Origin of the sequence: Streptomyces sp. NRRL F-5755 (genome assembly GCF_001279365.1) — a bacterium.
Taxonomy (GTDB): domain Bacteria; phylum Actinomycetota; class Actinomycetes; order Streptomycetales; family Streptomycetaceae; genus Streptomyces; species Streptomyces rimosus.
The window spans coordinates 1-12739 of record NZ_LGCW01000285.1 but is presented as its reverse complement, the minus strand read 5'-3'; the positions used below and the strand labels follow the sequence as shown (position 1 = coordinate 12739).

Sequence of the window (12739 nt, the reverse complement as noted above, 5' to 3'; positions counted from 1 at the left end):
GAGGCATCCGTAACCCGGACAACTGAACGGCGGCGCAGCCACTGTGCGAGGTGGGTGTGGGGTGGGTGTCCGGGTGGCCTGGGCCGAAGCCGGTACCGGCACGGGAAGCGGTACCGGCGCTACCGGTGCGCGTGGCCGCCGGCGCGGCCGGACGTACCCGAGCGGCGGTGGGGACTTCCGGGGACGGAATCCGACTTCCGTGCGTGGCTGTCACTCGAACCGGGCATGAGTGGTACAGACCAACCGCTACGATCCGGCCACCGAGGTGTGACCAAGGGGGCCGACCGGCCCTTGGGGGGAGTGAGCCGAACGTTGCGTACTCGTCGTGCCCGCGTCCGGACCACACGTGCCGAATACCTGTTACCCCACGCCCAGGAAACGGTTCTCTGGGCCCGCCGGCTGACCGCCGCCTTCCTGACCCGGGTGATCGCCGGCGCGACCGCGCCCGCCGACCCGGCCGACGCCTACCTGATCGTCACCGAACTGGTCGCCAACGTCACCCGCCACACCCGCAGCAGCTGCCGGCTGCGGCTGTGCGTCGCGGCCGACACCCTGACGGTCGAGGTGAGCGACGACTGCCCGGACCGCCCCCGCTTCCGCCCGCCCGCCCCCGGCGACGAGAGCGGACGCGGCCTCCTCATCGTCTGCGCCCTCGCCCACACCCTCGACGTCCTGGACACCCCCACGGGCGGCAAGACGATCCGCGCCACGTTGAGCGGGGTGTGATCGCGGTCTGACCGCGGGGGACCGGCCTCGTACGCCCGGCCTTGTACCCCGACCGCCGTCACCCGGCCGTGGCGCGCGACACTCTTGCGGTGATCACCATGCAACCGGTCCTCGAACTCCATTTCCCGGGCGACTTCACCCTCTGGCCCGTCATCGACTTCGAGCCGTACACCTTTCTGCGGCTCGGCGGTGGGATGGAGACGGCCGAGGTCGGTACGGCAGTGGCGCAGATCGCCTTCACCAACGCCGTCGGCCCCGAGGACGACGCCTCACCGCCGCCCTCCGACCCGTACGGCGCCTTCCTCCACGCGCTGCTGACGAGCGAGCACCCCATAGCGGCCGGTGGCTTGCAGGTCCACGACGCCGTCACGGGCGTCACCGTGCTGCCCGGCTGCTGCGACGGCCTGGAGGAGTGGCGCGAGTGGCACCGGGTGTTCGACGGGGCCGGCTTCGTCGGCTTCGGCCACGACCCGTCCCCGACCGCCGAACGCCGCGGCGACACCGTCCGCCTGACCGTGGACGCCTGGCAGGAGGGCAGCCCGGTGATCGACCTCCCCGTCACCGAACTGCGCCACCTGCTCACAGACGCGGAACGCGACCTGGACGCCTTCCTGGCCCTGGCCGCATCCTGGACCGCTCACCACGTGCCCGCCCACGCGGCATCCGTCACCGCGGCCCTCGCCCGGTGTCTCGACGTGCGTGCGCCGGGGATGCCGTAAGCATGCAGGCACCCCCGGGCAGGATCAGACGCAGGAGGTGAACGTGGGGCTGGAGTTGGTGATGTACATCGTCGCGCCGCCGCTCGGGTCGTCCTTGAGGGGAACGGTGACGGTGTCCTCCGCGGTCCAGGGGAAGCCGTGCGCGTCGAACGTCCAGGTGCCGGTCACCTTCTTGGCCAGGACCGACAGGGTCACCCAGCCGTAGTGTCCGGCGGGCACGGGCATCGTGACGCTGTTGTTGACGCTCTGCGAACCCGACCAGACGTGGGACGCCTCCAGCGTCGAGCCGACCATCGCGGAGAGCTGTTCGAGGGCGCCGACGGTGAGCTGGGTGGACATGTTGACGCCGATGCTGTTCTGCCAGCCGGTCGTGTTGTCCACGGTGAACGTCTGCGAGATGGGCTCGCGGGTGTTGTTGTACCAGACCGCCGACGCGCACACCTTCGGCAGCGGCGCCGCCGGGGCGGTGCTCTTGACCGCCCACGAACAGGTGGAGGTGTTCTTCTGGCACACCTTCGCGGCGTGGTCCACGGCCAGGTTCCGGACCTCCGCCGTCGTGGTCCAGCGCTGGTTCGCGCCGCCGTGGCACTTGGACTGCCCGGTCCACGCATCGTCGTACTGCGCGCCGGCCAGCAGGTCGAGGCACGAGTTGTCGCTCTCGTTACGGATCATGAACGCGTTGGCGGCGCCCGCCACCGGCTGCGCGTACCACTTCTGGCTCTGCTGTCCACGGCAGGTCTGCTGGCGCAGGGCGGGCCAGGCAAGGTCGATGCATTTGCCGGTCGCGTTGTTCACGATGGCGAAGGATGCGTCCTTCGTATCGATGTCCAGCCGCCACGACTGGTGGTGCCCGGGCGCCGAGTTGGTGACGATGAAGGCCCCGTCGTCCCGTGACCCGTTCTGTACGTCGAGCAGGCGACCGTTGCTCAGCGAAGTGAAGCCCACGCACTGGAACGGAGAGCTACAGGCACCGTCCGCGCGTGCCTCGGACGTCAGGGGCGGCGCGGCCGTGATCCCCAGGGCGACGCAGCAGGTCACCAGGGCGGCGGCGAGTAAGCGGAGAACGGCGGCCGGGTTTCTTCGGTGGTGGCTCGGGGTCGGCGTCACAAGTGGTTCCTCTCTGGTCAGTTTCTGGTTCGTGTCTGGTGCGTGGCTGGTCCGTTCTTGTCGGTGTCCCGGCGGTGGTGGGCCGGGTTTTCGCGCGCCGACGACGGACAAGGTGAGTGTGGCGCAGGAGACGGCAGGTGAAGAGGGTTTTCCGGAAGAAGATTCGGGATTCGAGTGCTGCTCCGGGAGCGGGTGATGCCCGTGTGGTTTCTTTTGGTGTCCGCGACCGGCCGGTCCGGGGCGGCACCAGATGCGCCCCGGTGGGCTCAGCGCCACGCTCCCGACAGGCGCCGGGTGACGACCGCGCTGAGCGTGCGCACGCCCCGCGTCGAGCCGGGGTCGATGCCGGTGAGTTCCCGTACCCGGCGGAGGCGGTAGTCCAGGGTGCGGGTGTGGACATGGAGAGCGGTCGCCGTGGCGCCGCGGTGCATGTCGTGGCGGTAGTACGCGTCGAGGGTGACGAGCAGGTCCGGGCCGGAGTCCAGTCTTCGGGCCACGTCGCGCAGCCATGTGTCGACGAACGGCATGTCCACGACGGCGAGTTCGACGAACACATCGGCCAGGGTGTGCGGCCGGAGCCGGGCGGAGGACCGGCGCATCGGGGCCGCCCGGCTGATCCGCCGGGCCCGGTCGAGGGCGTCGGCCAGTTCGGGCAGCGGCGCGGTGGCGGTGCCGACGGCGCAGGGCCGACCGAGGGCCTGGGCGAAGTCCCGTACGAGCTCGGGCAAGTGGGCGGGGGCGAGCTCGGGCAAGAGGTCGAGAACGGTGTGCGGCGGTACGGATTCCGCCCCCGCCGTGCCGGAGAACAAAGGAACCAGGGCGATCAGCTCACCGCTTCCGTCGCCATCCTCAGGGCCCCACACCACGGGCACCCGGTGGCTCTTCACCAGTGTCTCGATCTCGTATTCCAGGAAAGAATCATCGGCGGGGCGGTCCGGGATCCGGAACACCGTCACCGCCCAGTAATCCGGCAGTTCCATGTCGACGGCCGTGGCGAGTTCCGCCGATATGGGATCTCCGTTCAGCAGCGACCGGGCCAGCAGGGCGACCTGCTCGACATACTGCATCCGGCGGCGCAGTACCCGTACGTACCCCTGGCAGTAAGCGCTGATGCCACGCTCACCCTGCGGGGCGAACCAGTTCATCATGCGCATGATTTCCTCGACGCCGCCGCCGCGCTGAGCCTCGGCCGCCTCGTTGATCTCGCGCAGCATAAGCGCGGTGTGCAGCCACAGGACCCGCTGCCGCACTTCGAGCGACATTCCCGCTCCGGCACGCAGCTCTCCCATCGATGCGATGTGGCCGAGGTCTTCATCGGTCAACTCGCTGCATTCCGGTGAAAGTTCGACGGTTCGACGCCGAAGCCACAGCGAGTGCTCCAGCGTCTCGGTCCGTGCCCCGGGGCCCTTGTCCAAGAACTCGAACTCCGGGATCTCGCGCGTGTACGTCTCGACCTCCCGGCGGGCGTTGGCCGACGCTCGCCGGGCCAGTTCGACGAAGAGGCTCCCCACGACGCAAGCATGCCATTCCGAACGACCCGGCCGACAGGCTGAATCCGGACGGCGTTCATCACTGCGCATAAATCGGCGGCAAGTATACGACCGATCCTTTTGTCACAGCGCACAAAATTTCTGGATCGAGGATTTCTCGTCACCCCTTTCGCTTGTGCGGGAGCCATGAAGCGGCCTTAATGAGAACGGCGTACACGCCCGTGGAGGGGGCGCTGCGGCAGTCATTCCGGGCCTGCCCCCGGTAATCAGTACGGGCGGATGTACGGGAATTCTCAGTCAGGCGCCGCATCATGGCGCCTGCCCAACCGGAGGAATGCTTCGATGAGAGCAGGCACGAAAAGGAAGATCATGTCGGTGGTCGCGGCCACGGTCACGTCGACGGCGCTCATGCTCGGCACGCCGGGCACCGGTTCGGCCGCGCCCGACGCCGCCCCCGGCCTGCGTGCGTTCGGGATCACCGGCGACGGCACCCTGATGGCCACGTTCACGACCAACCGGCCGGACGTACTCGACTGGGTCCGGGCCGTCACCGGCCTCAGCGGCGACACGAGCCTGATAGGAATCGACTTCCGCGTGCAGGACGGCCTGCTGTACGGCGTCGGCAACAAGGGCGGCATCTACACGATCAAGACCCCGCCGGCCACCGCGGACGTGGTGGTCACCAAGGTGTCCCAGCTTCAGTACGACCTGCGCGGCACGACGTTCGGCGTCGACTTCAACCCGGCGGCCGACCGGCTCCGTGTGATCAGCGACACCGGCCAGAACCTGCGGCACAACCTCAACGACCACTCGACCATCCAGGACCTGAACCTCACCACCCCGCCGATCGAGGGCACGACCAAGGGCGTCACCGCCGCCGCGTACACGAACAACGACCTCAGCGCGGCCACTGCGACCAGCCTGATCGACATCAATACGACCAGCGACCAGGTCGTCCTCCAGTCTCCGGCCAACAACGGCACGCTCGCACCGACCGGCAGTCTCGGCATCGACGCCGGGCTCAAGGCCGGCATGGACATCTACAGCACCCTGTCCAACGGGAAGGCGGTCGACAACGCCGCCTTCGCCTCGCTCACCCCGGCCGGCGCCGGCACCCCGTCGCTCTACAGCGTCAACGTCTTCACCGGCCAGGTCACCTCCATCGCCCAGTTCCCGCTGAACATCACCGACCTGGCCATCGCCCTCACCGGCAGCTGATCCCGTCGGTCATGCCCGCGCCGCGGCCGGCCACCACCGGACCGCGGCGCGTCCCGCTATGGGCACGTGGCCTTGTGCGGCGGCCCCGGCGCGTAACCCTGTCACTGCCGGCGGGACAGACCAGTTACGTTGATGACGTGGGTCACGCCGCCCGGATCGGCGGAGTTCTTCCAGCGCGTGCGTCAACTTGCGCACATCGGCTGTCGTCAGGTTGTCCGTAGCGGCGATGGCATCGCCCTCGTGCCCCGGCACATCAGGGGATCCGGGCCTCGATGTGGGCGAGTTGGGCGGTCAGGATTTCTTCGAATGCGGCGCGGCGGTCTGCTCCGAGGGGGCGGATGTCGCGGGCGAAGCGGGCCAGGGCGGGGAAGCGTTCGGGGTCGGCGCCGAGCACCGCGACGCGGAACTGCTCCATGCCCTGTTCGTACTCCTTGGGGGTGAGGGTGCCGATACCGGCCTCGGAGGTGATCAGTGCGGCGAGGAGGACCACGATGCGGTGGTATCGCACCGGGATCTCCTCGTCGGACAGGCCGGACGTGCGCAGAGCCTGCAGCACCTCCTCCATGATCAATCGGGATCCGGTGCCGCCTGACCCATAGCGTCCCCACACCGCGGCGAGTTGGGGCTGCTCGCCGAAGGCCGCGCGCAGGCGCAGGGCGAGGGCGGTGACGCGCTGCTTCCAGTCGCCCTCGGGACGGTAGCCGTCCATGGCGGCCAGCAGGATCCGGTCGGCAGCCGCGCGCAGCAGTTCAGTTTTGTTGCGGAAGTGCCGGTAGAGGCTGGAGGAGTCGGTCCCGAGCGCTGCGGCGAGCTTGCGCACGCTGAACGACTCGGCGTCGCTCGCGTGCAGCAGTTGCACCGCCGTGTCCAGGATCTCGTCGGTCGACCAACGCCTTCGGCCAGTCATCTCGCCCCTCTCGTCCGGACTCAGCCTAAACCATGCACTTGCTGTTGCACGCACCGCGTGCATAATGAGGACGGCGCACTGTCCGGCCACAACGACGCACCCGGCACCCGGCCGGGAGGAGAGAAGGACACATGAGCCAGACCACCACCGCGGCACGGCCGCCGGAGCCGGATTTCTCGGCGATGACGGCAGAGGAACTGCGCACCTACCGCGAAGCGGAGAACCGTTTCCGGGCTTCCCGCGCGGCGCGGGCGGTCCTCGGGGAGCCGGACACCGGCGCCGCGATCGACTGGCAGAAGATCGCGCTGCCCGGCCGCGACCTTCCGGTCCGGGTCCACCGGCCGGCGCCGACGGGAGACGGCGAAGCCGCAGCCCGGACCGGCCTGCCTCTCGTGATCCATGTCCACGGAGGCGGTTTCGTGGGCACGGCGGTGCAGTCCGACTGGATCAACAGCCACCTCGCCGTGGGACTGCCCGCCGTCGTGGTCTCGGTCGAGCACCGCCTCCTCGCCCCGGACAGCCCGCTCGCCTACGCCGCCGACGATGGCTGGGACGCACTCGACCACGTGGTGCGGCACGCCGCGCAGTGGGGCGTCGACCCGGCGCGCGCGGCCGTCTTCGGTGAGAGCTGCGGCGCGCTGATCAGCGCGCTGACGGCCATCCGGGCCAGGGAGGCCGACCTGGAGCTCAAGGCGCAGGTGCTGGTCAACCCCGCGGTCGATGTGACCAGGACGGCATTCGACCACCCCTCGGTCACCGAGTACGCGTACAGCCCGAGCCGGGCCCTGCCGCAACTGCAGCTCTTCCAACGGCTCGCCGTCCCGCAGGGAGCCGACGCCCGCACATTCTCGCCGCTGTACGCGGACGACCTGAGCGGGCTTGCCCCGGCGCTCGTGGTGGTGCCCACCCAGGACGCGGTCGCCGACCACGGCCGCCGCTACGCCGAGGAACTGCGCGAGGCAGGGACCCCCGTACGGCTTTCCGAATACCCGGGCGCGAAGCACGCGTTCCTCTCCATGCCCGGCCTGGAACCGCAGGCCGAGGCCGCCCGGGCGGAGATCCTCGCGTTCCTCCGCGCAGCCCTGGCGAAGTGACGGCGAAACGATGCGGCCCGTCCTTGGACCCGGCGGCCAAGCGGTCTCCGGACTCGGCTACAGCCTGAGCATGTTCGGCGTCTATGGGCCCACCGAGACCCGCACGAGGCCGCGGCCACTGTGCTGGAGGCTCTCGATTCGGGCGTCATCGTGTTCGACACCGGCGACTTTTACGGCGACGGGGCAAACGGGGGACTCCTCGGCCGTACCCTCGCACCGCACCGCGATCGCGCCGTGTCGGCTACCAGGGCCGGAGTTCACCGCATCGCCGAGGGCCTGGTCCTCGCCGGCTCACGCAGGGATTGCGGCGTGCCTGCGAAACGTTGTTGTGCCGGTTGCGCACCGATCACGTCGACCGGTACTACCTCGCCCGCATCGCCCTCGCCGTCCCCGTCGAGGATTCCGCCGGAGCCCTGGCCGACTTGGTCGGCCAGGGCAAGGTGGGACAGATCGGCCTGTACAAAGTCTCTGCCGCCCCCTCCGTCGTGCCCACGCCATCCATCCGATCAGCGCCGTCCAGGCCGAGTACTCGCTGCGGGAAGGCCATGTCGAAATCGACATCCTGCCCATGATTTGCAGCCTTGGCGCCACCCCGATCGCCTACAGCTCTCTCGGCCGCGGCCTGCTCACCGGGCCGCCCACGCCATCACCCACTCGCCGCCGCCAGAAGGGCCACCCCCGTCCAGGTCGCATTCGCCTGGCTCCTCACCCGCGGCAGCGATGTCATTCCCATCCCCGGCAGTTCCCGCCACCTCCACTTGCGCGACGACCTGGCCGTCCTCGGCCTGCACCTGACCGCCGCCGTCCCCGACGCCGGGGCCCAGTCGCCCGATACAGCAACCACGGCATCGCCCTGATCGACCGACGAGGAGAGAAGCATGTCGATGACGACCCAGCCTGTGCCCGAGGATTGCCCGGAGCGATGTACGCGGGCCTTGCGCTCGCTGTCTCGCGACGATCGCCACGTTGCTCGACCGCGGCACCGCCCGTCTCCCGGCCGACCACGCCCGGGTCGCCTGCCCCAGCCGCCCCAGGCGCGGGTTGACCCGGCCGTCACCACTTACCCGGTCGTGTCATCCGTCATCGGAGCGCTCGGCCTCCTTGCCTGGTTCATGACAGCCTGGGGTGTCGAGGCAGGCAAGCGGTGCCGCACGCGAGGAGCCGACGGCAACCCCCGCGTCCGTACAGATCCGCACCAACACAGGTCACGACCACCACACACCATGGAGGAAGACACAGTGCAGCGCATCGGCATCATCGGAGTGGGCGAGATCGGCCGGGCCATCGTCGAGGGCCTGCGCAACGGGGGCGGTGCGTCGCCAGACGTCTTCCTCTCTCCCCGGGGGGCCCGCACCGCCGCCGAACTGTCCGAGCGCTTCGAGGGGGTCCATGTGTGCGCCGACAACCAGGAGGTGCTGGACTGGTCCGAGGTGGTGATCATCGCCGTGCGCCGCCAGGACCAGCACGAGGCATTCGCCGGGCTGAAGGTGGACGACGACAAGACCGTGGTCAACCTGATGGCCGGCGTCGCCACCGACGACCTGCGCCGAACCCTCGCCACCAGTGCCCCGATCGTTCGCGCCATCCCGCTGCCGGCCGTGCGCGAGCGCCGCTCCGTCACGGTGACCTGCCCTGCGCACCCGGTGGTGGACGCTCTCTTCGAACGGTTGGGCGGAGTGCTCCCCGTCGCGGACGAGGGCGCCTTCAACGTCTTCTCCGCACTGACCGGGACGCTCACCGCCCACTACGCCTACCTCGCCACGCTCACCTCGTGGGCCACCGGCCACGGCATCGCCGCCGACGCCGCCGACCGGTACGTGCGAGGTCTCTTCCAGAACGTCGGCCGATCCCTGAGCGATGAGACCCGCCCTCTGCGCCAACTCGCCGCCGACCACGAAACGCCCAAGGGGAACAACGAGCGCATCCGTACCAACTGGTTCGATCCGGCCAACGCGGCAGCCCTCAAGAAGGCTCTGGATGGCCTCCTTGCCGATCTGGAGTAAGAATTCCGGTGCTTCTCGGGTGAGCCGAACTTTTCCCAGTGCTGCCATGCGTGTTCCAGTTCGCCGGCCGGGCGTCGGGGGCCGCCCTGGGACGTCGGTGTGCCGACGCGGACCTCGTGCCATCGGCGACTCCATGGCCGACCGCAGTGGGCCGCGCTTCCATTGAGGGGTTCACGCGGAACCAGTATTCATTCGGCTACTGTCTGTGCCGAGTCGTCGAATGGGCCGAGGCTGACCGCCGTGAACCGGTCAGCCCCCGGAAAGGAGATTGCCGTGGCAGGCGGCAAGCGCATTCTCATTACCGGCGCGGGTTCCGGCTTCGGCCGTGACGCTGCCCTGCGTCTCGCCGAACGCGGTCACCATGTCATCGCGGCGGCCGAGAACCGCCCGCAGATGACCGGGCTGATCGAGGAAGCGGACCGGCGCGGTATCCGGCTCCAGGTGGAGAACCTCGACGTCACCGATGCGCTGCACCGCAGCCAGGCACACGCCTGGGACGTGGACGTGCTGTTCAACAATGCGGCCGTCGGAGAAATGGGCCCGCTGACCGAGATTCCCCTGGAACTGGTCCGGCGGGTCTTCGAGGTGAATGTGTTCGGCCATCTCGCCCTGGCCCAGGGATTCGCCCGGCAGATGGTGGAACGCGGTAACGGCCGCATCGTCTGGCTGTCGTCCATCGCGGGCCTGACGACCAATCCGTATCTCGGCCCGTACTGCGCGTCGAAGTACGCCATCGAGTCGATCGCCCAGGCGATGCACGACGAGCTGAAACCACTGGGCGTCCAGGTGTGCACCATCAACCCGGGCCCGTACCGGACCGGTTTCAACGACCGGATGGGCGACGCGCTACGCGTCTGGTTCGAGCGTGAGAAGTCCATCAGCGCCGAGCACTTCACCACCGATCTCGGTGTCGAGGTCCGGCTCGCCGACGACTACGGCGAGATGACCGGGGAGAGCCAGAAGGACCCCGAGGAGATCGTCGAACTCTTCGTGAAAGTCGCGGAGGGGGAGTCCGGCCTCTTCCGCAATTTCCTCCCGGCAGACCGTATCGAAGAGGTGAAGCGGCAACAGGCCGCGATCTGGGACCTCCGGCAATAGAGCCGGAACAGGCCGGGCGCCGGACCAGCCGTCCGTTATGGGGCGGGTGCCTCCATGAAAGCGCTGGTACGCACCGATCACCTCGGGGATAGTGCGGTTGGATGCGGCCGACACCCGGGCGCCCTTACACGGAGCGGTCCGCGATGACGGCGCCTCGTGCCGCGGGCAGCCAGGGGCAGCCAGGTGCAGTAGCGGCGCAAGGCCCGTCGCTGCTGGAACTGCTCGGAGTTCTTCCTCCTCTGCGGGAGCGGCCCGGTCCGCCCAGGCCGTTTCCGGCTCGGACAGTCGGCGGAGCCGGACCAGGGCGTCGGTGCCGACGCTGCCGGGTTCCGCGCTGTAGACGGACAGGTGCTGTCCGGGGGCGCTGGTGACGGCGAGTGCCTCGAAGTGCAGGCGGATCTCTCCCACCTGCGGGTGCCGGAAGTGCTTGTCCTCGTGCGTACGGGGTCGGACCTCGTAGCGCGCCCACAGGCCGATGAACGCGGGGCTGCGCACGCTCAGTTCGCCGACGATCCGCTCGATCCGCTCGTCCTTGGGGAACTGTGATGAGGACGCCCGCAGGTTGTCCACCGCGATCCGCGCCGCGCGGTCCCAGTCGGCGTAGAACTCGCGCGCGTAGGGGGCGAGGAAGATCATCCGCAGCAGGTTGTCGTACCGGGCGAAACCGTCGTACAACTCTCTCGCCATCGCGTTGGCCGCCAGTACGTCCTGTGCCGCCCCGACCACGAAGGCCGGCACCTCGCGCATGCCGTCCATCAGCCTCAGCAACTCCGGAGCCACGGCCGTCGCGGCAGCCGCCGTTCCGAAGACGGACCTGCCCAGCCGGAACAGATGGGCGGCCGCCGCGTCGTCCAGCCGCAGTGTCCCGGCGGATGCCGGTCTGCCCGATGACGGGTCCCGGCGGGTGCCGGGGCTGCGGCGCGACGAGGTGGCGTTTCTGGCCGGGGTGAGCACGGACTACTACGTCCGCCTGGAGCAGGGCCGTGAGCGGCACCCGTCCGAGCAGGTGCTGCGGGCGCGCCGGGCGCGCAGGTAGTCACCCAGCTCGTTCTCGCGTTCCATGGCCGTCACACTGAAGTCCTCGCGTAGCTCAGGGCGTGGGTGCGCTGCCGGGGCCGTCAGCCCCGCACTCCGGGTGGGCGCAGCGCACCCTCCCGCACCTGCGGCCGCCCTCGTAGCGTCGGCGCCATGATCGGTCGCGCCGCCGACCGCACACCGGTGCCCATGCCGTCCTCGTACGGCCGGGTCGGGGGCGGCGGGGGAGACGGAGGCCAGACCCCAGTAGTCGGCGCCACGTTCGGCCACCGCTGAACACAGCAGCATCCGACGGCCACCGATGGTTTCCAGCCACTCCGCCCGGGGCAAGTAGCCGGGCTCGCCGTCCGCCTCGAACCGTACGACGCGGGCGAAGCAACGGCCGAGGACTACTTCCCCGTCAACGGCTACCGCCGCTCGCCGAAGGGCCTCCAACCCTCGGGTGACGGACGGCCGGGACCGCGGAGAGGCGGGACCGGACGCACCCGGCTCCGCCTCCCGGCGCCCCGCCGTCACCGTCCAACGCCTACGGGCGGTCGTACCACCGGTCGAACTCCTCGGCCGTCGTGACTCCGCCGTCCAGCACCGCTCGGTAGACTTCGTAACTGGGCACCCGCCCGTCGCCGTCGGGCCGCTGGGCCAGTGCCTGTTTGATCCGCAGGATGCGTGCCCGATGGGCGTCCGTGAGTCGTGGCGGCAGGGTACGGACATGTGCCAGGTCGGGCTGGCGGTCGGGCTCGTCCACGAACCAGATGTCGAGGGTCCACCCCCGTCCGGCCGCGGAGCGGCAGTCGACCTTGAGGTACAGCCCGTCCAGATAGCCGGGATCGGTGTTCCAGTGCCCGGTGTCGTCGCGGAAGCACACCTGCCGCACGCGGTCGTGCACGGCCAATTGGGCCCCGATCCCGGCCACCGCCCGTTTCGTGCGGTCCGTCAGCTCCGGGCAGATCACCGTGATGTCGAGATCCGGCACCACCATCAGCCCCAGCGCCGCGCTCCCCACCCGGACGGCCTCCCCCTGCTCCGACAACAGCCGCACCAGCCCCAGATCGGCACTCACCGCATCGGCCTCGGCCTGCAACTCGGCCTGCCGTACCGCCAGTTGTTCATCGCTCAGCTCACTGCCACTGCCCGCCGACGCGCTCACGCTCATCCTCTCCCCGATACCTCTCGGTGCCTCTACTGGTGATCTGAGGGTGGGAACGCCCCTACGCCGCCGCGCTACTCCGCCCGCAGGGCGACGGGCAGGCTGGTGATGCCGCTGAGCAGGTTGGAGTAGTTGCGGCGGGTGTCTCCGCGCAGTTCCACCGAGGCGACCAGGTCGCGCAGTGCGGTGAGCATG

General features: G+C 69.6%; 11 protein-coding genes and 3 pseudogenes. 9 read left to right on the top strand and 5 right to left on the bottom strand.

Annotation, left to right across the window (positions count from 1 at the left end):
* Positions 1-312: 312 nt before the first annotated feature.
* Together ADK86_RS29305 and ADK86_RS29300 are read left to right on the top strand one after the other, a co-directional pair.
* A complete protein-coding gene (locus tag ADK86_RS29305) occupies positions 313-726 on the top strand; it encodes an ATP-binding protein (protein WP_199834495.1) in 414 nt (137 codons plus the stop codon).
* Between the two features lie 98 nt (positions 727-824).
* Entirely contained in the window at positions 825-1445 is a 621-nt protein-coding gene (locus ADK86_RS29300; protein ID WP_324611424.1) for a hypothetical protein, read from the top strand.
* A 24-nt stretch (positions 1446-1469) separates the two neighbouring features.
* Here the strand turns inward: ADK86_RS29300 and ADK86_RS29295 are convergent, their stop codons facing one another.
* Both ADK86_RS29295 and ADK86_RS29290 read right to left on the bottom strand, forming a co-directional pair.
* Positions 1470-2390 carry an RICIN domain-containing protein gene (locus tag ADK86_RS29295; RefSeq protein WP_159393990.1) on the bottom strand — a complete coding sequence of 307 codons (921 nt, stop codon included), beginning with the start codon at positions 2388-2390 and terminating at the stop codon, positions 1470-1472.
* Between the two features lie 428 nt (positions 2391-2818).
* Positions 2819-4063 carry a PucR family transcriptional regulator gene (locus ADK86_RS29290; RefSeq protein ID WP_053699322.1) on the bottom strand — a complete coding sequence of 415 codons (1245 nt, stop codon included), beginning with the start codon at positions 4061-4063 and terminating at the stop codon, positions 2819-2821.
* 348 nt (positions 4064-4411) lie between these two features.
* Here ADK86_RS29290 and ADK86_RS29285 point away from each other — a divergent pair, with 348 nt between their 5' ends.
* The gene (locus ADK86_RS29285) at positions 4412-5260 is read left to right on the top strand and encodes a DUF4394 domain-containing protein (protein WP_053699321.1); all 849 of its coding nucleotides are present in this window, start codon (positions 4412-4414) and stop codon (positions 5258-5260) included.
* A 253-nt stretch (positions 5261-5513) separates the two neighbouring features.
* Here ADK86_RS29285 and ADK86_RS29280 read toward each other — a convergent pair whose 3' ends face one another.
* Positions 5514-6167, bottom strand: a complete 654-nt coding sequence (locus ADK86_RS29280) for a TetR/AcrR family transcriptional regulator (protein WP_053699320.1) — start codon at positions 6165-6167, stop codon at positions 5514-5516.
* Positions 6168-6298: 131 nt separating this feature from the next.
* On the opposite strand from ADK86_RS29280, the gene ADK86_RS29275 reads away from it, so the two are divergent.
* The 5 genes and pseudogenes from ADK86_RS29275 (at position 6299) to ADK86_RS29260 (ending at position 10362) form a co-directional block, all read left to right on the top strand.
* Positions 6299-7261: an alpha/beta hydrolase gene (locus tag ADK86_RS29275; RefSeq protein ID WP_053699319.1), complete on the top strand. Its 963-nt coding sequence runs from the start codon at positions 6299-6301 to the stop codon at positions 7259-7261.
* A 120-nt stretch (positions 7262-7381) separates the two neighbouring features.
* Positions 7382-7453, top strand: a pseudogene (locus tag ADK86_RS45480) (hypothetical protein); the annotation flags it as partial.
* 110 nt (positions 7454-7563) lie between these two features.
* Positions 7564-7833, top strand: a complete 270-nt coding sequence (locus ADK86_RS45475; protein ID WP_324611423.1) for an aldo/keto reductase — start codon at positions 7564-7566, stop codon at positions 7831-7833.
* Between the two features lie 651 nt (positions 7834-8484).
* Positions 8485-9264: an NAD(P)-binding domain-containing protein gene (locus tag ADK86_RS29265; protein ID WP_053699317.1), complete on the top strand. Its 780-nt coding sequence runs from the start codon at positions 8485-8487 to the stop codon at positions 9262-9264.
* A 273-nt stretch (positions 9265-9537) separates the two neighbouring features.
* The gene (locus tag ADK86_RS29260) at positions 9538-10362 is read left to right on the top strand and encodes an SDR family oxidoreductase (protein ID WP_053699316.1); all 825 of its coding nucleotides are present in this window, start codon (positions 9538-9540) and stop codon (positions 10360-10362) included.
* A gap of 354 nt (positions 10363-10716) precedes the next feature.
* On the opposite strand, the pseudogene ADK86_RS42615 reads toward ADK86_RS29260, so the two are convergent.
* Positions 10717-11109, bottom strand: a pseudogene (locus tag ADK86_RS42615) (transcriptional regulator); the annotation flags it as partial.
* Positions 11110-11176: 67 nt separating this feature from the next.
* Here ADK86_RS42615 and ADK86_RS29250 point away from each other — a divergent pair.
* Positions 11177-11380: pseudogene (locus tag ADK86_RS29250) on the top strand (helix-turn-helix domain-containing protein); the annotation flags it as partial.
* A 543-nt stretch (positions 11381-11923) separates the two neighbouring features.
* On the opposite strand, the gene ADK86_RS29245 reads toward ADK86_RS29250, so the two are convergent.
* Positions 11924-12550: a hypothetical protein gene (locus ADK86_RS29245; protein ID WP_053699313.1), complete on the bottom strand. Its 627-nt coding sequence runs from the start codon at positions 12548-12550 to the stop codon at positions 11924-11926.
* Between the last annotated feature and the right edge of the window lie 189 nt (positions 12551-12739).

Coding starts and splice junctions, on each gene's coding strand:
- ADK86_RS29300 (WP_324611424.1), top strand. CDS start 825: ATGCAACCGGTCCTCGAACTCCATTTCCCGGGCGACTTCACCCTCTGG.
- ADK86_RS29285 (WP_053699321.1), top strand. CDS start 4,412: ATGTCGGTGGTCGCGGCCACGGTCACGTCGACGGCGCTCATGCTCGGC.
- ADK86_RS29280 (WP_053699320.1), bottom strand. CDS start 6,167: ATGACTGGCCGAAGGCGTTGGTCGACCGACGAGATCCTGGACACGGCG.
- ADK86_RS29275 (WP_053699319.1), top strand. CDS start 6,299: ATGAGCCAGACCACCACCGCGGCACGGCCGCCGGAGCCGGATTTCTCG.
- ADK86_RS29265 (WP_053699317.1), top strand. CDS start 8,485: ATGGAGGAAGACACAGTGCAGCGCATCGGCATCATCGGAGTGGGCGAG.
- ADK86_RS29245 (WP_053699313.1), bottom strand. CDS start 12,550: ATGAGCGTGAGCGCGTCGGCGGGCAGTGGCAGTGAGCTGAGCGATGAA.